Raw genomic sequence first — 21,489 nt, forward strand, 5'->3', positions numbered from 1 at the left:
CTCTAGCCGAGCGACTGCGGGTGGAGGTATGAAGCGTTAGACGAATGATGCCAGCGAAAAAGCTGGCATCGGTTGAGCTGAAGTATTTGGGGGTTGGGTTGCCTCTCCTCCTGTCATCCAGAGCGAAGCGAAGGACCTTACTATTAGGATTGAATAACACTTTCTAGCTAGCAGTTCATCAAATCAGCTCCCTCCGCAGTTGCTCGGCTCTAACCGAGTAACTACCTAGCTATAGGCCTCTAGTCGGTAGGATGCGAACCCATCTCTGGTAACGGAAACACTGGTAAGGCTGCCAGCGGGGCCCGACCAACGTGGCAGTAATGTAGCAGACTTCCTTTTTCTCTATTATCCAGAGCGAAGGAACTTGTGTATCTCTCGAGGTTCTGTAAGCTTGATTAGAGAACGCAATCCCAAGCACCAGAAAGTATGGGCTTTTTGTATTTGTTGTCTCTGTGTATTACGCTTTCATTAATCGGACGATGGCAATTTCACATAATAGGAAAACCAAAGCCGTTATGATAAAATACTTCCAAAGGTCTTTTCCTACGTGCTGCTCTTTGTAGGCTGTGGCTACATCCGCCCGATTCACATTATCAAAAACCTGAACATTGCGGTTACCTTTAAACAAATCCCGAAGCTTCTGTGGGGAGTACACCTGCATGTTTGATTCTTTATCATCATGGTTGAATGCCAATAACTGGGTTACTTTTCCATCCAGTATTAGTTCATAGTACCCTGATTCAAGGGGCTGACCATTGGTAAGCTGTTCTGATTTAGGTAACTCGAAAGTTAATTGATTACCATTCATCCGCTGAATAGGGATCAGCTCCAACTTATCCTTTCGGAGTTTAAATACGGCATTTTTCGGCGAGCCTGGGGCATCAATCTGAATGTCAGGGCTTTCAAAGGAATACGCAATAGGCTCCTGACGCACACTCAGCGAAGCTATTTTGTAAAGAATAGGCAGGAATAAAGCATGCTGGGCAAAATCACCTAAGCTTGGATCAAGCGATGAAGCCATGAGGTAAACTCTCCCCTGCCCAGCTTTAGAAGAAGTAAGGAAGGGTTCGCCAGATTTAAAATTCAGAAGCTTCTCCCCAACCATTCGCCAACTCCAGACGGACGAAGCCGCTGGCATGATTAACTGTTCCTTCTGCGTGGTTTCGTCAAAAATATCACTGAAAAATGGATTTTGTCTCGAAGGTTCAGCCAGAATGGTGGGTGTCGAGGGTTCGCCCTGCACACTACTGATATTCTGAATCCCCAAAGCAGTTAACCAGGAGGCATCGCTAACCCGTGCCGGAGGAATGACTAACAGGCTTCCTCCTTTATCAACAAACCGTTGTAATTCCGCCCTTAAACTTCCCTCCACTCGCTCTACTCCTTCGAGTACAATCAGGTTAGCCGACTGGAAAGTGCCAATGTCAACATTGTTCACGGAGAAGCTTTGTTCACGGAACAAGCTGTCATTGGAGAAGACGTTCTGCACGTAGTCTTTTGTTTTCTGGCCATAAACGTGCAGAACGTCGATACGCGGAGCTGCGTTGAGAACGAAGTAATAATCGTTGTCAAAAGTGACTGGAGAATCTTCGAAAGTTATCCGCCCTTTCTTGAATCCTTTCCCGCGAACGGTAAAGTTAAACGCTGTCTGCACGTAATTCTCCGCTGGAATCGATACGATCTGTGAGGCCACCTGTTTATCGTCCAGTAATAACTTCACACTCAGATTTTCCACTGGATTTGTCCCTGAATTTCGTAACCGAACGGTTACTACATTCGACTGCATTTCACGGATAAAAGGCGTATTCAGCCAAAGCGTATCGACAAAAACGTTTTGCGTTGTTGTTCCCTGAACGGGCACTAGAAAGAGCTGCGTGCTGGAATCTGGTTTAATTTTCTGTAAATCGCCAACGGTAGATTTCTGAAAATCGGATAACCAGAATAGTTGATTTTTGCCAGCACTATGAGCTGAAGCTAACTGCTGTTGTCGACGGTAAATGCTTTCCAACGAACGGGCGGACGGCGAAAAATCGACAGTAGCCAGCCGATCCCGAATTTTCTGACTTCCCTGTAAAGCGTGCTCCTGGGCTCCAAAATCATTAGTAACCAGTTGCAGCATTGGGGCATTAGGAAAGGAATTCAATAATTCTTCGATTTTGCTAACGCCCACATCCAGCAAACGGCGGTTGTCCACCAGATTTTGCATGGATAAGGAATTATCCAGATAAATACTGGTAATACCATCGCGACTAACACCTGTGCTTTTGCTGGCCGGAATAAAGGGCTGGGCAAAGGCCAGAGCCAGGCACACCAGAGCCCCTATACGAGCCGCCATAATCAGCCAGTGTTTCAACCGACGGAAGCTACTGGTAGTCGTATTAACCTGTTTGAGAAAGCTAACATTGGTAAAATAAACCCGTTTGATTCGCCGGAAATTAAACAAGTGAATCAAAACCGGAATGGCAGCGGCCAGAAGCCCCCATAGAAAGGCAGGATAGAGGAACTGCATGAATTTCTTACAGGCGAATGATGAAACGTGGATGAGCTAGGTGCCGCAAACTCGCTATAATTCCTAAATAAACGAAAATCTACCTTATAAACGAAAAAAGAGCCTTTTAGTTGATCGGTTGTGGGTTAATAGTTGCTTGTTACTGATTATCATTCTCCAGTGAGCACATAAGCCGTTATTAATTCTGGTCTATAACAAAGAAGCCTTCATCCAAAACTGAATGAAGGCTTCTTTCTATGGATATTCGCTACTACTTATCAACTTATAACCAGCAACGATTAACTCAACTTATAACTTACGTTTTACTTCCTGTAACTCGAAGCATTCGATAGTGTCGCCTACTTCCAGATCGTTGAAGTTCTTGATGCTCAGACCGCATTCGTAACCGAATTTCACTTCGGCAACGTCGTCTTTGAAACGCTTCAGGGCCTGAATCTCTCCTTCGTGGATCACGATAAAGTCGCGGATCACGCGGATTTTGTTGTTCCGTTTCACCGTACCTTCAGTTACATAGCAACCCGCAACGGTACCCACTTTGGAAATCCGGAACACTTCGCGGATGTCGATGTTGGCCGTAACCACTTCCTGGAATTCGGGTTCCAGCAGACCTTCCATGGCTTTCTTGATGTCCTCGATTGCCTGGTAGATGATGGAGTAATTCCGAATCTCGATTTGCTCCTGTTCGGCCAGACGGCGAGCGTTGAGCGAAGGACGAACCTGGAAGGCTACTACCACGGCATCCCCGGCAGATGCTAGCATTACGTCGGATTCAGTTACCTGACCTACGCCCTTATGGATAATGTTAACATTAACCTCAGCCGTCGAGAGTTTAAGCAGCGAATCGGAAAGTGCTTCCACAGAACCATCCACGTCCCCTTTAACGATGACGTTAAGCTCTTTAAAGTTTCCAATGGCTTTCCGGCGGCCAATTTCTTCGAGTGTAATGTGCTTACGGGTACGGAGTGACTGTTCACGCAGTAATTGCTCACGTTTGTTAGCAATTTCACGGGCGTCACGCTCCGTTTCCATCATATTCACTTTATCCCCAGCCGTAGGAGCACCACTCAGACCTAATACCTGTACGGGCGTTGAGGGTCCAACTGATTTTACGCGTTGACCTTTGTCGTCAAACATGGCTTTCACCTTACCAAAGAAAGGTCCAGCCAGCATTACGTCACCCACACTCATCGTACCATTTTGCACCAGAATGTTTGCTACATAACCGCGACCTTTATCCAGCGAAGCTTCTACGACAGTACCCACTCCACGTTTGTTGGGGTTTGCTTTCAGATCAAGTAACTCGGCTTCGAGCAATACTTTTTCCAGCAATTCGTCGATACCTAAACCGCTTTTCGAAGAGATCTCCTGCGTTTGGTAGCGTCCACCCCATTCTTCTACCAGGATATTCATTTGAGAAAGTCCTTCGCGGATTTTCTCTGTATTAGCACCGGGCTTATCTACTTTCGAGAACGCAAATACCATCGGTACACCCGCATTCTGGGCGTGGTTAATAGCCTCGCGAGTTTGAGGCATCACGCTGTCGTCCGCTGCAATAACGATAATGGCTACGTCCGTTAACTTGGCTCCCCGAGCACGCATAGCGGTAAAGGCTTCGTGACCAGGTGTATCAAGGAAAGCGATTTCGCGACCGTCGTTCGTTTTTACTTTATAAGAACCAATGTGCTGCGTGATACCACCGGCCTCACCCGAAGCAACTTTCGTTTTACGGATGTAATCCAGCAAGGAGGTTTTACCGTGGTCAACGTGACCCATGATTGTAACAACCGGAGCACGGGGCACTAAGCTTTCTGGAGCATCCTCTTCTTCGATCAGAGCAGATTCCACTTCTTCTTCAGCAGAGATGAATTGAACATCAAATCCAAATTCATCCGCGATGATCGCGATTGCCTCTGCATCCAGACGCTGGTTGATCGATACGAACATACCCATGTTCATACAGGTCTGGATAATGTCGTTGATGGAAACATCCATTAACGAAGCAAGATCGCTGGCCGATACGAACTCGGTTACCTTGAGGATTTTTTCTTGTTCCAGTTCGTGCTGTTCGGCTTCCTCCCGGCGACGGGCCCGATCCTGGCGACGCTCCCGACGACGGTCTGCACCAAAGTTTTGCTTCTTGGCACCACCACCGCCCATCTGGGCCATCGTATTTTTTACATTGTCACGTACTTCCGTTTTCGAAGGCTCATCGCGACGGTTACCACCTCGGTTGTTATTATTCCGATTGTTATTGTTGCGATTGTTGTTGTTATTACCTCCGCCCTGGTTGTTATTCTGAGACTGGTTGTTGTTCGCATTCGTGTTGTTATGATTGCGATCTTGTCCCTGATTTCTTTCCTGGTTATTGGAATTCTGATTCCCCTGATTTCCGCCCTGACGATTTTGGTTATTATTCTGACGGTTATTAGGTTCGTTATTGTTCGCGTTGTTAGCATTACCATTAGAACGGGCCTGATTACGGTCCTGCTCTACGGGCTTAATACGCTTGCGTTTCTTTTTCTCATTGTTTGAGTTACCACCCCGATTATCACGGTTATTATTGCCGCGGTTATCATTCTTCGAGGGTAATTCAATTTTGCCCAGTACGGTCAACCCTTTCAATCGATCGGCTTTCGCTTCGATCAGTTCAGGGGGCGTAGCTGAAGGTGTTTCTGTCTTCACTTCCGGTTTTGGCTCTGGCTTTGGTTCTTGTTTCTGTTCATGCCTTGGCTTCTGGAAGTTCTTCTGCTGGTCAGCGGGACGGTTGGCCTGCTGTGGTTGCTTCGAAGGTTCTTCTTTCGGCTGAGGCGTTTGAGCTTTTATTTCAGGCTCCTGCTTCGGAGCGGCCGCAACGGGTGCGGGCTCTACCACAGTAGCCACCGGGGGAGTCGCTACGACAGTAGGTTCTGGTTTAGGTTCGGCAACAGGCTCTGCCTTCACTTCGGGCTTCGCGGGTTGAGCCGGTACTTCTACTTTGGGTTCCACTTTCGCTTCTACCACTGGAGGAGTCACTACGGGCTGAGGAGCTACGGGCTTTTCAGCTACCGGCTCGGCCTTCGGTGCTTCCACCACAGGGGCTGCTGCTTTCACAGGTTCAGCGACGGGTGGCTCTACTTTGGGAGTCTCCACTTTGGGTGCTTCTGCAACGGGAGCTTTAGGAGCTTCCTGAACGGGCACGATGGGCTTACCAGTAGTTAGGTCGATTTTTCCAAGTACTTTTAATCCCTGCAAGCGACTCTCGTCTTTCGCAGGTTCAGTCTTTTCTTCTACTGCTTTTACTTCAGCAGGAGCTGCTGCCTCTTCTGATTTCTGACGGAAATACAGAGGCAGGTCGTCGTCACCTTTCGGACGGGCCGTCGCGGCGGGTTCGGAAGGTTTAGGCCCTTCTTTCACAAGATCAGGGGCACTGAATTCTTTCGCTAATACCTGCAACTGTTCGCCAGTTAGCTTGGTATTCGGGTTACTGTCAATTTTAAATCCTTTGGCCGAAAGTCGATCCACAATGGTTCCCATGCCCACGTTGATCTTTCGTGCCGCCACATTTAAACGCATTGTTTGGATCTCTTCTGCCATGTTGGATGCTTTACTGTCTGAATTCGTCAAAACGAGTGGTTTATAATGTACGAGTTTAGGGTGTTTGTAGAATTAGATATGATGCATAACGGTCTTTGTTCTTGGGTTACGCACCATATCCCCTGGTTCGTAACCTAATAAACCTGCGTTTGCATTAATCGAATTCCTGACTCAAGATCTCCAGTACGTCATCTACGGTTTCTTCCTCCAATTCAGTCCGGCGAACCAGATCTTCCTTGCCCATAGCAAGAACACTCTTGGCTGTATCCAGACCGACGCGGTGTAGTTCGTCGAGTACCCACTGTTCGATTTCGTCGGAGAACTCATTGAGTTCAACGTCATCGTCATCTACCGGCCCTTCGGTTTCCCGGAAGACGTCGATTTCCATTCCGACTAATTTACCTGCTAATTTAATGTTCTGACCGCCTTTTCCGATGGCCAGTGAAATCTGATCGGGCTTCAACCAGGCTGATACCCGCTTGTCGTCCTTGTTAATACTCATGCGGCTGATTTTCGCAGGACTCAGGGCACGGGCAATCAATAACTCAATATTATCTGTGAAGTTAATCACGTCAATATTTTCGTTGTTCATTTCCCGGACAATCGTGTGAATCCGGCTACCTTTCATACCTACGCAGGCACCTACGGGATCAATCCGATCATCGTACGATTCTACGGCTACTTTGGCACGTTCACCGGGCTCGCGTACTACTTTGCGAACCATGATCAGGCCATCCGTAACTTCAGGAATCTCCTGCTCAAACAAACGTTCCAGAAAAACGGGTGAAGTCCGTGAAAGCGAAATTTTAGGTGTACCATTGTTCATTTCCACCTTGTGAATAACGGCTTTCGTTGAATCACCTTTCTTGAAGCGGTCACGGGGAATCTGCTGATCGCGGGGTAAGCTTAATTCATTGCCCTGCGAGTCCAGACAAATAATCTCACGACCCAGCACCTGGTATACCTCAACCGTTAACAGTTCACCTACCTGATCTTTATAACGATAATAGAGCAATTCCTTCTCCATATCCTTTACTTTCTGAATCAGCGTCTGACGAGCCGTCTGCACGATCCGGCGACCGAAGTCTTCCAGCTTCACTTCTTCCACTACCTCTTCGCCAACCTCGAAATCCTTCTCGATTTTCTTGGCGTCCGCCAGTGGAATTTTATCGTAATCCCAAATATCTTCAGAATCATCATCCACGATTTCCCGCGTCCGGAACATTTCCAAATCGCCGTTGTCAGGGTTAATGATTACGTCAAAGTTCTCATCAGTACCGAATTTCTTACGAATCATCGTCCGGAAGACATCTTCCAGAATTTTGATCATCGTCGGACGGTCAATGTTCTTCTCTCTCGCAAAATCGGCGAAGGAAGAGATCAGTTCTGCACTGTTCATCGGTTCGTCATAGTTTTTGTTGGTTTCCAGTCACGAAGCCTTGGTTCATTCCTACCTAACTTCATTAGACTTGCCCGGCTGGCGAAATGCCCACTTAAGGATTATTTAAATGATACCAGCACTTGAGCTTTCTTTATCTCGACATACGGAATAACGAGCGTTACGGCTGGTTCTTTCTTGGTCCCATCCGTGGTAATCGAAATGTCGGAATCACTTACAGTATTCAACAAGCCGATTTTCTCACTTCCGTCTTTGAACTGAACACGAAGTTTCCGGCCGATATTCCGTTGGTATTGGCGAGTTTGGGTCAGTGGAAAATCAACACCAGGAGAGGATACTTCCAATGTATAAGCATTTTCAATTAAATTCAGTTCCTCAATCTGATGCCCTAATTCACGACTCAAAGCGGCACATTCATCAATGCTGATGCCTGCGTCGCTATCTACCAAAATGGTTATTTTTGACTTGATACGAGACTCACTCACCTGCACATCTACCAGATAATAACTTTCGTCTGGTAATAAGGCCGCAGCCAGCTCTGTAATTTTTTCTTTCAGATTCATACCACATCAGCAGTAGGCGGCTTTCAGGATACGTTTACCCTTCGGCTAAACCTGTTATTTTCAACGAAAAACTCGTATAAACAAAGAAGAGGAGTGATAGGCCCCTCTTCTTTCCGTTGAAATCTAATGCAAATTAACACTTTTTTCTTATCATAAGCAATATTATATTCGTTTTCTATCGAGAGTTTTAAGTTTATCGCCCATTTTTACACGCACTCCAAACAACCTTCATTGTATTTGAAAAAGAGTTCCATGACTTCCCGAAATCATACCGGTGGATTTTTCACCTCTCTTTTTTCTTTGATTACCTATGCTCTCTGTCTTTACCTGATCATTGGGTACACCTTGGGTTATACGCTCTGGTGGACGCACTGGATCACTGGCTTTCTATTATTATTTCTGCCTTGGGTAATGATGTTACTGGCTTTACTGACAGTCTTCTGGTTTTTCAGAAATGTTCGAAAGGCCTGGATTCCCCTGATTTTCCTTCTGGCAGGCTGGCCGTTCTGGCTTCGTACCATTGGTTTTCACGCCAGTCATCAGCCCGGGGATCTTTCTCATTCCCTACGAGTTTCTACGTTTAATACCACAGCCTTTGGAGTCAGTGAATACATGGAGAATAAGGATATTCGCCCTTTACACTCCATGCTAAACTGGCTTAAATCTTCAAATGCAGATATCTTATGCTTGCAGGAATACTATAGCTGGGATTATTCGTATTTACCTGACGAATTTAAATTGAATGACCAGCTTCGGACAAGGGGTTATCGGTATAAAGTGATCTTTAAAGAATTGAATTGGTATAGCGGCGATCTTCGGAAAAGCGACCAGGGGTTTTTAGGGCCCGTTTTGTTTTCAAAATATCCCATTGTTAATCAGAGTTACCACGTTTTTGAGAATGCTGGCGGGCATAATGGATTCGTTATGGCGGACATTAAAAAAGATTCGGATACCATTCGGGTTATTAGTATTCATCTCTACTCGATGGGCGTTCGGGTAGGAAATGTAGCTCGGGCCAAAAATTCCAAGGTTGCCAAAGCAGAAACCAGGTCCATTCTACATAAGCTTAAAGAGGGATTCATTGCTCATAATTCTGAGATTGAAGAAGTCCTTAAAATAGTTAAAAACAGTCCTTATCCCGTTATTCTTTGTGGAGATTACAACGAAGTACCTACGGGAATTGCCTACGGAAAAACCCGTCGTTACCTGAAAAACAGTTTTGAAGAGGCTGGCCGCGGGTTTGGCTTTACCCTTAATCGTAGCCCCTGGTTTATTCGAATCGATAATCAGTTTCATAGCAATCACTTTAAAGTCTTGAGCCACAAGGTTCGCCGAGATATTAAAGGCTCCGATCACTTTCCGGTTGAGGTAGAATATGCCTATTGATAGTAGATTTCATAAAACAAAAGTCCACTGCACCTTCCTATGCAGCGGACTTTTGTTTTATCAATCATACTGAAAAGACACTTAGCTTCCCTTCTTTACCAATTTATATTCGATGTTTGGGTAACCGCGTTCGCCGCCGTCTGTTGAAGTATAATTCACGAATTTCAGCTTGTAAACGTTACCCGAAGCGTCTTTCACTACGTAGAAACGATCCGTTTTTACGCCCGCTGCCGCTCCTCCAGGCCCTGCTGACGTACGCCAGTTGCTACCAATGACGTTACGTTCTTTCTTGAAAGAAGAGCTGGCAATATTAGCTTCTGCATAGGCATCGTAGCTAACTGTACTGGTCAGCACTTCGGCTGCCTCTACGCCCGCCAGGTAGTTAATCTGAACGAAATCTGAGTAGGTATAAGGAATCGTCTCGGTAGCCTTATACGTCGTTAAGCCCCAAACCAGATCCCAGTTTGCTTTCGTGGGTTCTACAGAAACCGCTTTGGCCTGTGCGAAAGACATGTAGCTAAAATTCAGGTTTGAATCTTTGGTAATATCCAGCGTTTTGAACGTCGTTTCTGTGATACGAGCATATTGCACGGTATAACCTGTTCCTTTGCGAAGCACTCGAATTTTATACCAGGGTTTCTGCGTCGTTCCAGCGTTACCAGGGTTCACGATATATACCGGATTTTCAGCATCCGTAGCAGACACGGCTTTGATGACCGTTTTACTAAGATCACCGTCGATGTTATCTACCAAATCAAACGTGCCCTGCCCCGTTCCTAAAATTAATACGCTGGCTAGAGCAGTAGTATCGGCGGCGGTTACCTGCGTTAAATCGGTTTTGGTTAGTGCTTTCGCGGTAGCTCCAGTCGTGGCATTCAGAATTACGCGGAAGTCCGTTCCGTTGTAAAACCCTAAATCCCAACTATTGCGAGCTACAGCCGTTTGGCTATTCGAGCTAAAATCAACGAATACCGAGTTAACCGCACCGGCTCCCCCTGCTCCACCGTTCAGTTTCAGAGCTGAACCGCTGGAAATGATGGAAGAGAACTTCAGTTTTTGCGTAGCGGTAGCACCATTTACGACCGAGTTATTCGCCGATTTAATGGTGAAATCAATCGTTTCTGAACCCGTCAGGAAAATGTTCGCCACTTTCGTAACCTTGATCGAAGCTGTTTTACTGTTCGCTGGAACCGTTACGGTAATCGAGTTATTGGTTGCTGCCGGGGCCGTCGTGAAATGCGTGCCGTAGGTAACTCCCGTTGGGGTTAAGTCCACCACGATATTGGTAGCCGCCGTTACGGCACGATCCAGATTTAAATGAACCGTAACGGAAGAAGAATCTGAAGAAAAACCTTTTTCAGCCGATTCAAACTGAACGGTGTTATCGGGCAGCGGAGGTTCGTCGGTTTTACAGGCCGGAATCAATGCTGCCATGCTTACTACGAATAATAGAGATAAAAACTGCTTCTTCATGAGCTTCATTGGGTTTTAAATAGGAGGAATTTTGATGTGGTCACTAGCTTTTGATGAGGCGTTAGTTACTCCAGTTAAAGGTCAAGCCTAAGAAGTACGAACGTCCATAACTCTGAGGAATCGGACCGCTACTGCTGTGAGCACTACCAGAATCAGTAGCGGTATTATTGAGTCGGGTTACATCGAGGATATTTTTCACCCCGGCATTAAGAGTCAATACGCGGAACAAAGGCTTACTGATGGAGAAATCCATCCAGTGAAAAGCAGCCGTTTCGGCCAGTTGCACACTGAGATCGGCGGCCGTCTGGTAACTGGTACGTTTTCCGGTGTATTTATAGAAGAGATTAAGTTTGGTATGAATGCTTTTGACCGTGTAAATCAGGTTTGCATTAATTTCAGAAGCCCAGTTGAATTCGGGAATGCGGGCATCTGTCGAAAGCTGATTGAAACGACCGATGTAAGAGTAACCCACAGAGCCTTGCAGATCTTTCCATTGCAATACCGTATTCAGGGTTCCTCCAGCAGTTTTGAAACGGTCGATATTAACCGTACGCATGATGCGAGGATCAACCGGATCATTACCGTAGGAAATCAGATTATGGAAATCGTTATAGAAAAATCCCGGAACCAGATTTAGATAACCCGCTTTGCTACGCAGCATTTCCCAGGAAAATGATCCATTAAAGCTGTTCGAGTATTCTGCTTTCAGATTGGGATTACCCTGAATGGAATGGCTGGCGTCAAAAAAATTGAAGTACAATTCCCGCAAAGCTGGCGACCGAAAGCCACGTGCGTACGAAGCCCGAAAGTCCAATTTTTTCGTGAGGGCAAACTTGGTATTAATGGAAGGAATGACGGGCGGAGCCTGATACACGGAGTTATGAATGAAGCGTAACCCGGGTCGAATGACTATTGCTTCCACGGGTTTCCATTCCGAAGAAACGTAAAAAGCCAGATCGGATATTCCATCATTCGCTGAAATTCGGGCTCCGGCGGACTGATCACGATTCAACTCTACGCCCGGCTGAAACGACCACTGATTATTCAGCCGATATTGAGCCGTAGCCCGGAACATGAAGTTATCGAAACTGGCTACGTCCTGTTCCCCTTCCCCAAGCGAAAGCGTCCGGCGACCTGTGTTTAAATCAATTTGAGTCGTTTGGGTACGGCGGCTGTAATCCGTATAGGCGGCTATGGCATTCAAACTCAAACGGTCGTTAGCCTTCCATTCGGCTTGCCCCTGATGCATGAGGCGTTTGGTAATGAAGTTCTGATCACGAGCGACATTTGTGTTAGCATTCGCGGCTCCCAAAGCCTTGATGGTTTCCTGTAACCCATCCAGCCGATAGCGAATGCTAAAGTTATCGTTCCGGTAGCCGAGGGTTCCATTCCCTAACCACTGATTTTTAGCCTGCCAATCGGGCGTGCGGGTTTGAGAATATCCCTGCCAGCCACCAAAATCATTGCGGCTTCCGCCTACGGACGCAAACCAGCCTTTTCGTTGCCACGTTACCCCAAAACTATTTAAATGCGAACCTTGGCCCCGGCCTAACTCGTATTCTTTCCCCACACTTTCTTCCTGCACCCGAGCCATCACGGATAATTTCTCAGCTCCCGGTTTTTTGGTAATAATATTAATAACTCCCGCCAGTGCATCTGAACCATACGATACCGACATGGGCCCTTCTACGATTTCGATGCGAGCGATGGTATTAATATCAATCTGATTGAGGCTTTCGCGGGTGTCACCCCGGTCAAGCATGGGTACGCCGTCCAATAGAATTTTGACGTTACGACCCGTCATCCCCATCAACTGAATGTCGGACGTGCCCAGAGCCATGTCATTGGAGAAACGAATACCGAGCTCGGTATTCAAAACCCCCACGAGCGAAGTAGCCGCCCGGGCCTGAATGCGTTCCAGATCGATGGTTCGTACCTGAAAAACGGATTGCTTGAGTGACTGAGGCTCAAATTGGCCCGTTACAACCACTTCCTGAAAATTTGTATACTCGGATTTGAGTTGAATATCCAGCGTTTGGGTTTGCCCTCCTTCAACTTTCACGGGCAATTCAAGACTACTCATTCCCACCCGACTCACCCGGATTTTGTAAGCCCCGGGTTTTAAGTCTTTGAAAAGATAACGCCCCTGCTCATCAGAAATGACGCCGTATGTAGTGCCTTTCACAACGAGGGAAGCCGCCTCAACCGCCTCCCCTTTTTCGTCGGTTACTTTACCTACCACACGGCCCGTTTGAGCCCAGACGTGACCCATCGTCAGGCTAAAGAAGAATACACATCGAATGATTGAATGGACAGCCACGGAGGTACGAATTGAGCAATTTATATTTATTTAGATTTAATCTAATTTCATACAAAGGTAAAAATGATTTGGAATCGACAAGAGTTTCCTAAAAAATTTAAGATCACTGGTAACAAAAAAAGACCGCTCGCTGAGCGGTCTCCGATGGTCCTAAAGCCAATATCTATTGACCAACAACTAAACTATGGGTGGGCCTCCAGCCATTCTTCTCCATTTTCATAAATCTCTTTTTTCCAGATCGGTACTATTTCTTTCAAAGTATCAATCACCCAACGGCAGGCATCGAAAGCATCTTTACGGTGTGGGGTGGCTACGGCAATTACCACCGCAATGGCTCCGATTTCCAAAACGCCTTTGCGGTGAACAATAGCAATTTTTTCTACTGGCCAGCGGCGGGACGCCTCATCTGCCAGTTCCTTCATTTTCTTCACCGCCATCGTATCGAAAGCCTCAAACTCCAGTCGAACGACTTCTTTGTTTTTATTATGATTCCGAACGGTGCCAATGAAAACATCAACGGCCCCGGCCCGCTCGGATTGAACCGCGTCAATACAGCTCTGAACCTCAATAGGCTGATCGGTTATTTCTATCATTTTATTGCTATTAATCGTTGTTGGTTGCTAGCGATCAGTGTCGAAATTAGAGGTAAGCCCAAAGGATGATCCGTCTAACACTGATCTCAAAACTTTAAACTCCAAAGGCTATCCTCCACTCACGGGGGGAATCAGAGCAATTTCATCGCGTTCGGTCAGTACTACATCCGTTTCAGCATAATCTTCGTTTACCGCTACTAGCAATGATTTCAGTTCAGCCAGTGAGGGATAGTCCCGGCGAATCAATTCTAATAAATCCTGCACGCGGGCACCTTCGGGAAGCTGGACGCTTTTTTTTGAGCTTCCCATAATATCACGGGTAATGCCGTATAAATGTATTGTCAATTCCATATTTCAAAGTTGATAAAGCTTCGGGAACAAGCGAGGCTTTTTTTCGTTTATTTGTATAAGATGTCAACAACTCACCCTCTCATTTATGATAACCACGGGCGGCCCATCCAGTATTTACGACTGGCGGTTACCGATCGTTGCAATCTTCGCTGCTTCTACTGCATGCCCGAAGAGGGTATCCCCTATCTGCCCAAGAAACAACTGCTGAGTTACGAAGAAATGTTACGCATTTCAACCGTGCTGGCAGGCTTGGGCGTTCGGAAAGTTCGTATTACGGGTGGTGAACCTTTCGTTCGGCACGATCTAACGAAGTTTCTCTATCAGTTATCCGACATCGAAGGTATTGAGGAAATCGCCATTACTACCAATGGTGTTCTCACTCAAAAATACATTCCAGACTTAAAAAAAATAGGCGTTAAAACGATTAACCTCAGCCTGGATTCGCTGGATCGGCAGCGATTTTATGACATTACTCGTCGGGATGAATTTACCAAAGTAGAAGCCTGCCTATACGAGTTACTGGAAGCGGGCTTTGAAGTAAAAGTCAACGCCGTGGTCATGGAAGGCCGTAACATTGAAGACCTGATTCCACTAGCCCGGCTTACCGAGAAATATCCCGTTTCGGTTCGATTTATTGAAGAAATGCCTTTTAATGGCGAAGGTTCCCATTATCCTATTCTTCATTGGACTTATCGTCGAATTCTGGATCATTTGAAAACTGAATTTCCTGATATTCAGAAACAAATCGATCCGCTCAATTCTACGGCTTATCATTACCAGATTCCGGGTTTTGAAGGAAACATTGGCATCATCGCCGCTTTTTCCCGGACTTTCTGCGGCACCTGCAACCGCATTCGAATGACGGCACAGGGAACGCTGAAAACCTGCCTTTACGACGACGGGGTAATGGACGTTCGGGATTTGTTACGGAAAGGTATTTCGGACGAAGAACTTACACTTAAGTTTATTCAGGCCTTCCGAAATCGGCCCAAAGATGGATACGAAGCAGAACAGTTGCGAAGCACTTCCGTCCATGAATCCATGACCACCATCGGTGGGTAATTTGTTCCTGCACTTCCAACATTTCACTACACAATCACAAAAGATCATTTATAGCTTTGGTTATTATCCGTAACAGCCATGAGAGAATTACATGATACCTGTCCCTGGGTCATTATGATTTGCGAGGGAAGTAAATGCAGCCGACTCCAGAAAGATCTGCGACGCACCTTTAAAAGTGAACTGAAAGAGCGGGGTCTGAAGCGGGAAGTTGAACTAGTGGAGATGGAATGCACCAGTCGATGCAAACAGGGTCCCGTAATCGCCATTCAGCCCGCTAACCTCTGGCTTGGTGAAGTCCGGGAAACCAACGTACCTCAGATTATTGATGAAATGTTTCGGGAAGAACCCGCCTGATGATTTCTTTTTTGAAAACCAGACTTAATGAAAGTCTGGTTTTTTCGCTTTCTCAGTTTCCCTTCACTTTCAAGCTGGCAAGATCTTTTTCACTACCTTTCAGGTCGTTACGCCCAGTCACCTTGCCCTAATACCAGATAAAATCCTTCGCATTAAATTCGTTTAATCCCGCGGCTGATTTTTAAAAATCTGAGTACATTGGTGCCCGTACCCCAAACCATTTATTTACCGCCTTATTGCCCTAAAACTCTATGAATTTCAAACGCCTTAAACGTATTTTTTTACGAGTATTCGCCCTTTTCTTCGTTCTAGGGCTTATACTAATGGCGGCTATTTATAGTTACAGGGATCGGATTTTTGACCGTATCAAGCACGAAGTCAGTCATCAGATCAAGGGTAACTTTTATGCGGATAACTTCAACATCGTTTTCTGGGAAGGCGGCGTTCCGGGCTTAACCATAACGCTGGAAAATGTCAGGCTGGAAGATTTAAAACACGATCTGCATCATGTTGATTTTCTGACCGTCCGGCAGGTACGCGTTCGACTTGACCTAATTGATCTTTTCCGGCGGCAGGTTCAGATTCGCCACATTCGTTTGGTAGATGGAACGGTTAATGCTCTTAAACTCAAGGATGGTTACGCCAACTGGAGCATATTTGAGCCGAAAGATCCCGCTAAAAAAACGGCTCAGGCCCGAAAAAAAGGTTTTCTGGTAGATATTAAGCAGGTTCGCCTCGAAAATATTCAGGTGCACTTCGCTGATTCGCTTCATCATAAATGGTACGGTGGTTTATTCAAAGACATCGTCTGCCAGATTTCCCATAAAAAAAATCAGTTCAAAATCGGCGTTCGGGGACCTATGCATCTGGATGGGCTGGCCTTTAATCCCAATAAGGGTAGCTTTGGTACCAATCAGGAAACGGAACTCAAGCTGAACCTTCGCATTGATACGGCTACTCGAGTCTTAACCCTTGAGCCTTCCCGCCTGGTTTTCGAGAAAAAAGATACCCTGCGGGCTCATGGCCGTTTTCAGTTTTTTGTGAAACGTCCGCCGAATATGAATATCTATCTTCACCTGAATCGGCTTCCACTTACCAAAGCTCTCGACTTAATGCCCCGTCAGTTGGCAGCGTCCATCGGGAAATTTGAATATTACCCGGAAATTGAAAGTGCCATTGTTCGAGTGAACGGCTCCACCGGAGCAGGCATCGAACCCCAAATTGACGTTCGCTTTGCCACAGGACCGGGCCGTTTTGAATCCAAGCTGGGTTTATTAACGAATCTGCGGGTAAAGGGGCATTTTACCAATCATGCCAGCGGTTCACTCCCCACGGGTAATGAAAATTCCCGAGTATTTTTTGATGAATACACCGCCAACTGGGACGATGGTCTGCCCGTCAGTGGCAAGATGATTATTCATAATTTCATTAAATCCAGAGCCTACATCACCGCCCATATTGATACCGATTTTTCAAGATTAAACGATAATATCAACGCAAGTAACTTTGTACTTGAAAACGGTAAAATTTACCTCGATGCTCAGTATAGAGGGGGTGTTGTAAACGTTATTGACCCTAAAACGGGTGATCTATCAGGCTTATTAACTGGTTTTGTAAAAGTTGAAAACGGCAGTTTTCGTTACCTGAATCGTCAGTTGATTTTCGATCAGTTAAACATGAAAGCCAGCTTCAATGAAAAAGATTTATTGATTCATCACATCAACACGCGTCTCAACAAAAGTCCGTTAACGGTGAAGGGGCAAATTAAAAGGTTAATCCCTTTTCTTACTTCCTCCAATGTTCGGTTGTACGCTAACGCTTCTATTTATTCGCCTAATTTGAACTTCAATGCGATTAAAATTATGCCTTTGAAGCCCAAAGGCTCTGCTCTGGCCCGGAAACAAGCCCGCAAGCAGTTAATCGCTAAAGTAGATCGGATCATTGACCAGTTAGAAACCGATATTGATGTACGATTTGACCAATTCCAGTATCGCCATTTCAAAGCCAGTCAGGTCAGTGGAAAGCTTAACCTGACGAATAAAAAAATGCAAATCAAGTCATTGGCGATGAATGCCTTTAGAGGAAACTTCAATTTCAATGGTCAAATTGATTATGTGCAGAGCAACCCTGCTCGACTGAGTGTGGCCTGTGCTCTGCGAAATACCAATATTCAGGAGCTATTCTGGGCTTTTGACGACTTTCAGCAACAAACCATTACGCATCGAAACATTCGAGGCTTATGGAATTCGGAAGGGAAAATTGAAATGAAATTACGCCGGGATTATACCCCAATTCCGGGTACGTTTTCAGGTTACCTTAATTTCAACCTTCGGAATGGGGAATTAATTGGTTTCAAACCTATTAAAGGCATTCAGAAATTCATCTTTAAAAATCGGGATTTTGACCATATCAAATTTGCTCCATTAACGAGTCAGTTCCGTTTTAAAGGACGTGAAATTGAAATGGATAAAATGGCCATTGAGTCAACGGCCCTGACCTTATTTGTTGGAGGAACTTACAGCTTTGGGAATCAGACGGATTTATTCGTTCAGATTCCTCTGCGTAACCTTCGCAAACGGGATAAAGATTATGAATTGGTGCGTTACGATGAAGAACATACGCCCGGCTGGACGCTCAACTTAAGGGCTAAAGACGAAGGTTCAGAAACAAAAATCAGGCTGGATATTGGTCAGCGGGTTCGTCATCGCAAAGCTAAACGTCAACTTCAGGAGCTTTCCGAAAAATCGAGTCAAATCCCTTAGTTTTAAAGTAAATCTTCAGAAAGTCAGGGGTTTCAGACTAAATTTCCGTCTTGAGAAAAACCTCTGACATCTATGAAATCTTCGCTTTCCCGCCGGTCGTTCCTACAACAGGCCGGGTTATTTACGTCGGCCACTGTTTTAGGCTCCTCTCTTGACCTTTTTGCTTTCAAAAAATCAGGATTACAGATTGGTTATTCGGCCATTACCTGGGGAGGTAAGGATACCGATGCTATCAAGGATATCTCCTCCCTCGGTTTTCAGGGCATTCAGCTTCGAGCCAATGCCTTTGGCCCCTATCGCAACAAACCCAGTGAACTTAAAGCTGAGCTCGACGCTCATCAGCTGAAACTGGTCATGTTTTCCAGCGGCAACGTAGAAATTGACCCGGATAAAGAAGAAAGCACCATCAACATGCATACGGCTCACGCCAGCTTTGTAAAGGCATTGGGTGGAAGCAGCATCCAGTTAACCAATAATGCTCGACCGAAAGACCGGAAACCAACGACAGAAGAATTGAAGCGACTGGCACAGGTTATGAACGAAATTGGTAAACAAACGGCTGCCATGGGCATTCAGGCCACGTATCATAACCACATGCACCAGTTGGGCGAAACACCGGAGGAAGTGGATATCATCGTTCAGGAGATGAATCCGAAGTATGTAAAATTATTACTTGATGTAGCCCATTATCACCAGGGCGGTGGCGATCCGGCCAAAGCGATTCATCAATACAAAGACCGGATTCATGCTCTGCATTTGAAGGACGTTCGCTGTCCTTTACCCGGTAATTCCGATTCGAAAGCCTATAAATTCGTTGAACTGGGTCAGGGAAACGTTAACCTTCCAGCGGTTTTCAAAGCCTTGAACGAGATTCATTTCAAAGGCTGGGGAATCATCGAACTGGACGGCGTTCCCGACCAGGGGAAAACCGCTCTTTCCTGTGCCGAAACCAGCAAAAAATTTTTGCAGGAGCAAAAGATTGCCATCAGCTAAGCTAGTTTTCCGTTGTTGGTTCTCAGTTACACTACTTAACGCCTTTACTATCTACCGACGTACTAGCTTATAGACCGCTGCCAGCCTTTTCACTGGCAGCATGAGTTACTAGTAAAATAAGTAAACTGTTCTGGATTGCGACCCATTGAAGACAAAGGTCAATAGGGATCGTATACCTACCGACATGCTGGCTTATAGGCCGCTGCCAGCTTTTTCGCTGGCAGCATGAGTCACTAGTAAACCTAATAACCCGTTCTAACCTACTAAATTCATTAAAGAACAAAAGACCCATCGCGTCTGGCGGGGAGATGAGAAAAACTAACTAGTCATAAAAACCGCCTCTTACCCAGACGCGGTAAAATCGCGTCTCTAACTAATCGACCGTTCTTAACTATTCTGAATTTGCAATCCAAAAGAGCGGAGCATGACTACTCCAGCTAACCCCAGAGGAGTTCAATAGGGATAATCCCGGCCTACTTTCTTCGAAACGGTGAGCTTTCTCTATAAATGAACTCTATTTTTCAGGGTAAATCCAAAAAACGGGGTCATTTAAATGAAGTGTGCCTGAATGATTCTGAGCGGTTGGATCACCTTCCCCGTGTGGACCATTAAACCATTAAACATGAAAAGATTATCAGTACTTTTAGTAACGCTGGCACTTTCCAGTCATACCCTAACGTATGCCACCAATCCTCCCAAGGGCACCTGGAAAAATTTATTTGATGGTAAAACCCTGAAAGGCTGGAAGATAGCTGACGGATCGGCTTCGGGTAAGGCTAACTATGAAATTAAAAACGGAGAAATCATCGGTATTTCTCAGATGAATACGCCCAATACCTTTCTTCTTACCGAACAGCAGTATGGCGATTTCATTTTTGAATGTGACGTAAAAATTGATAACGATCTCAATTCCGGTATTCAGTTCCGCAGTCTGCAACGCGAAGGCGATGGCCGCGTCAATGGCTATCAGATGGAAATTGACCCCGCCGAACGTAGCTGGAGCGGCGGCATTTATGACGAAGCTCGTCGAGGCTGGCTGTGTAATCCTAATAATAATCCGGCTGGTAAAGCGGCTTTTAAAAGAGGCGAATGGAATAAATACCGCATTGAAGCCATAGGTAACTCCATCCGCACCTTCGTCAATGGCGTTCCCGTTTCAAATCTGGTGGATGATGTAACTCCTAAAGGATACATTGCTTTACAGGTGCATAGCATTGGTAAAGATGCTTCGCATGAAGGAAAGACCATTCGCTGGAAAAACATTCGTATCCAGACGGATCATCTACAGCCCTCTCCTGTTGACAACACCCCTGTTATTAACCTGATTCCCAACACCATTTCTGAACAGGAAAAAGCGTTAGGTTTCAAACTTTTGTGGGATGGGAAAACATCCAATGGCTGGCGTGGGGCAGGTAAACCTAATTTTCCTACCAAAGGATGGATTATGAAGGATGGGGAGTTAACGCTGGATGTAGCTTCCGGCGGTGGTGGAGACATCCTGACTACTGAAAAATTCGGAGCGTTTGAGCTGACCTTCCAGTTCAAGTTAACGGAAGCAGCCAATGCCGGAGTCAAATACTTTGTGAATGAATGGGTAACTGATACCTACGAATACCAGCCTAATCAATCGCCGACTACCATCCCTGCGGATGCCCTAAAAAGTGTAGCAACGGTTGGGCCGGAATTTCAGGTATTAGATGACGAAAAACACCCTGATGCTAAACTCGGAGCGGGTGGTAACCGCAAGATTGGTTCGTTATATGACCTTATTCCAGCGGATAAGACAGGCCCTAACAAAGCCGCCGTCAAGAAAATTGGGGAATGGAATGAAGGCCGGGTGATTGTATATCCCAACAATCACGTGGAGCATTGGCTAAATGGGTTTAAAGTGCTGGAATACGAGCGAAACTCCCCACTTTTTAAAGCTCTGATCGAACGTTCGAAATACGCTCCATTCAAAGGTTTTGGAGCAGCAGAAAAAGGCCCCATCCTCCTTCAGGATCACCACGACATCGTCAATTTCAGAAGTATCAAGATTCGGGAATTAAAATAAGTTTGGGGTTGGGCGTTTAGGGTTTTGAGTTAAAGGTTGACGTAACGTATTCGCTTACAACAGCAATCACTCTAAACCCCAAACGCTAAACTCCAAAC

Annotated in this window: 14 protein-coding genes; 6 read left to right on the forward strand and 8 right to left on the reverse strand. The window is 45.8% G+C overall.

Annotated elements, in window-relative coordinates; translation table 11 throughout:
• Positions 1 to 457 precede the first annotated feature (457 nt).
• From QE390_RS02120 to rimP, 4 genes are all read right to left on the reverse strand, one after another.
• Positions 458 to 2,509 carry a BatA domain-containing protein gene (locus tag QE390_RS02120; RefSeq protein ID WP_307140913.1) on the reverse strand — a complete coding sequence of 684 codons (2,052 nt, stop codon included), beginning with the start codon at positions 2,507 to 2,509 and terminating at the stop codon, positions 458 to 460.
• A 288-nt stretch (positions 2,510 to 2,797) separates the two neighbouring features.
• Positions 2,798 to 6,082: a translation initiation factor IF-2 gene (gene infB / locus QE390_RS02125; protein WP_307140914.1), complete on the reverse strand. Its 3,285-nt coding sequence runs from the start codon at positions 6,080 to 6,082 to the stop codon at positions 2,798 to 2,800.
• Between the two features lie 154 nt (positions 6,083 to 6,236).
• Positions 6,237 to 7,481 carry a transcription termination factor NusA gene (gene nusA, locus QE390_RS02130; protein WP_106635309.1) on the reverse strand — a complete coding sequence of 415 codons (1,245 nt, stop codon included), beginning with the start codon at positions 7,479 to 7,481 and terminating at the stop codon, positions 6,237 to 6,239.
• Positions 7,482 to 7,582: 101 nt separating this feature from the next.
• Positions 7,583 to 8,044: a ribosome maturation factor RimP gene (rimP, locus tag QE390_RS02135; protein ID WP_106635308.1), complete on the reverse strand. Its 462-nt coding sequence runs from the start codon at positions 8,042 to 8,044 to the stop codon at positions 7,583 to 7,585.
• Between the two features lie 237 nt (positions 8,045 to 8,281).
• On the opposite strand from rimP, the gene QE390_RS02140 reads away from it, so the two are divergent.
• Entirely contained in the window at positions 8,282 to 9,430 is a 1,149-nt protein-coding gene (locus QE390_RS02140) for an endonuclease/exonuclease/phosphatase family protein (protein WP_307140916.1), read from the forward strand.
• A gap of 81 nt (positions 9,431 to 9,511) precedes the next feature.
• Here QE390_RS02140 and QE390_RS02145 read toward each other — a convergent pair whose 3' ends face one another.
• The 4 genes from QE390_RS02145 to QE390_RS02160 form a co-directional block, all read right to left on the reverse strand.
• Positions 9,512 to 10,903, reverse strand: coding sequence for an HmuY family protein (locus QE390_RS02145; protein ID WP_307140917.1), 1,392 nt, complete (start codon positions 10,901 to 10,903; stop codon positions 9,512 to 9,514).
• A gap of 61 nt (positions 10,904 to 10,964) precedes the next feature.
• Positions 10,965 to 13,223 (reverse strand): TonB-dependent receptor, encoded by a 2,259-nt coding sequence (locus QE390_RS02150; protein WP_307140918.1) that lies wholly within the window; start codon positions 13,221 to 13,223, stop codon positions 10,965 to 10,967.
• Between the two features lie 182 nt (positions 13,224 to 13,405).
• A complete protein-coding gene (locus QE390_RS02155) occupies positions 13,406 to 13,816 on the reverse strand; it encodes a molybdenum cofactor biosynthesis protein MoaE (protein ID WP_307140919.1) in 411 nt (136 codons plus the stop codon).
• A 108-nt stretch (positions 13,817 to 13,924) separates the two neighbouring features.
• On the reverse strand, positions 13,925 to 14,167 hold the full coding sequence (locus QE390_RS02160; protein WP_106635305.1) for a MoaD/ThiS family protein: 243 nt from the start codon (positions 14,165 to 14,167) through the stop codon (positions 13,925 to 13,927).
• A gap of 60 nt (positions 14,168 to 14,227) precedes the next feature.
• Between QE390_RS02160 and moaA the strand changes: the two genes are divergently transcribed.
• From moaA to QE390_RS02185, 5 genes are all read left to right on the forward strand, one after another.
• Positions 14,228 to 15,229 (forward strand): GTP 3',8-cyclase MoaA, encoded by a 1,002-nt coding sequence (gene moaA / locus QE390_RS02165; RefSeq protein WP_307140920.1) that lies wholly within the window; start codon positions 14,228 to 14,230, stop codon positions 15,227 to 15,229.
• A 78-nt stretch (positions 15,230 to 15,307) separates the two neighbouring features.
• Positions 15,308 to 15,583: a (2Fe-2S) ferredoxin domain-containing protein gene (locus QE390_RS02170; protein WP_106635303.1), complete on the forward strand. Its 276-nt coding sequence runs from the start codon at positions 15,308 to 15,310 to the stop codon at positions 15,581 to 15,583.
• Positions 15,584 to 15,834: 251 nt separating this feature from the next.
• The gene (locus tag QE390_RS02175; RefSeq protein ID WP_307140921.1) at positions 15,835 to 18,345 is read left to right on the forward strand and encodes an AsmA family protein; all 2,511 of its coding nucleotides are present in this window, start codon (positions 15,835 to 15,837) and stop codon (positions 18,343 to 18,345) included.
• Positions 18,346 to 18,417: 72 nt separating this feature from the next.
• Positions 18,418 to 19,338, forward strand: a complete 921-nt coding sequence (locus QE390_RS02180) for a sugar phosphate isomerase/epimerase (protein ID WP_307140922.1) — start codon at positions 18,418 to 18,420, stop codon at positions 19,336 to 19,338.
• A gap of 622 nt (positions 19,339 to 19,960) precedes the next feature.
• Positions 19,961 to 21,391 carry a DUF1080 domain-containing protein gene (locus tag QE390_RS02185; protein WP_307140923.1) on the forward strand — a complete coding sequence of 477 codons (1,431 nt, stop codon included), beginning with the start codon at positions 19,961 to 19,963 and terminating at the stop codon, positions 21,389 to 21,391.
• The last annotated feature ends 98 nt before the right edge of the window (positions 21,392 to 21,489 follow it).

It is taken from the genome of Siphonobacter sp. SORGH_AS_1065, from assembly GCF_030818595.1.
Taxonomy (GTDB): domain Bacteria; phylum Bacteroidota; class Bacteroidia; order Cytophagales; family Spirosomataceae; genus Siphonobacter.

Bases quoted from the DNA above. Each gene is read 5' to 3' on its own strand.
- QE390_RS02155 (WP_307140919.1), bottom strand. From the start codon at position 13,816: ATGATAGAAATAACCGATCAGCCTATTGAGGTTCAGAGCTGTATTGAC.
- QE390_RS02145 (WP_307140917.1), bottom strand. From the start codon at position 10,903: ATGAAGAAGCAGTTTTTATCTCTATTATTCGTAGTAAGCATGGCAGCA.
- QE390_RS02160 (WP_106635305.1), bottom strand. From the start codon at position 14,167: ATGGAATTGACAATACATTTATACGGCATTACCCGTGATATTATGGGA.
- QE390_RS02170 (WP_106635303.1), top strand. From the start codon at position 15,308: ATGAGAGAATTACATGATACCTGTCCCTGGGTCATTATGATTTGCGAG.
- moaA (WP_307140920.1), top strand. From the start codon at position 14,228: ATGTCAACAACTCACCCTCTCATTTATGATAACCACGGGCGGCCCATC.
- QE390_RS02175 (WP_307140921.1), top strand. From the start codon at position 15,835: ATGAATTTCAAACGCCTTAAACGTATTTTTTTACGAGTATTCGCCCTT.
- infB (WP_307140914.1), bottom strand. From the start codon at position 6,082: ATGGCAGAAGAGATCCAAACAATGCGTTTAAATGTGGCGGCACGAAAG.
- nusA (WP_106635309.1), bottom strand. From the start codon at position 7,481: ATGAACAGTGCAGAACTGATCTCTTCCTTCGCCGATTTTGCGAGAGAG.
- QE390_RS02120 (WP_307140913.1), bottom strand. From the start codon at position 2,509: ATGCAGTTCCTCTATCCTGCCTTTCTATGGGGGCTTCTGGCCGCTGCC.
- rimP (WP_106635308.1), bottom strand. From the start codon at position 8,044: ATGAATCTGAAAGAAAAAATTACAGAGCTGGCTGCGGCCTTATTACCA.
- QE390_RS02180 (WP_307140922.1), top strand. From the start codon at position 18,418: ATGAAATCTTCGCTTTCCCGCCGGTCGTTCCTACAACAGGCCGGGTTA.
- QE390_RS02185 (WP_307140923.1), top strand. From the start codon at position 19,961: ATGAAAAGATTATCAGTACTTTTAGTAACGCTGGCACTTTCCAGTCAT.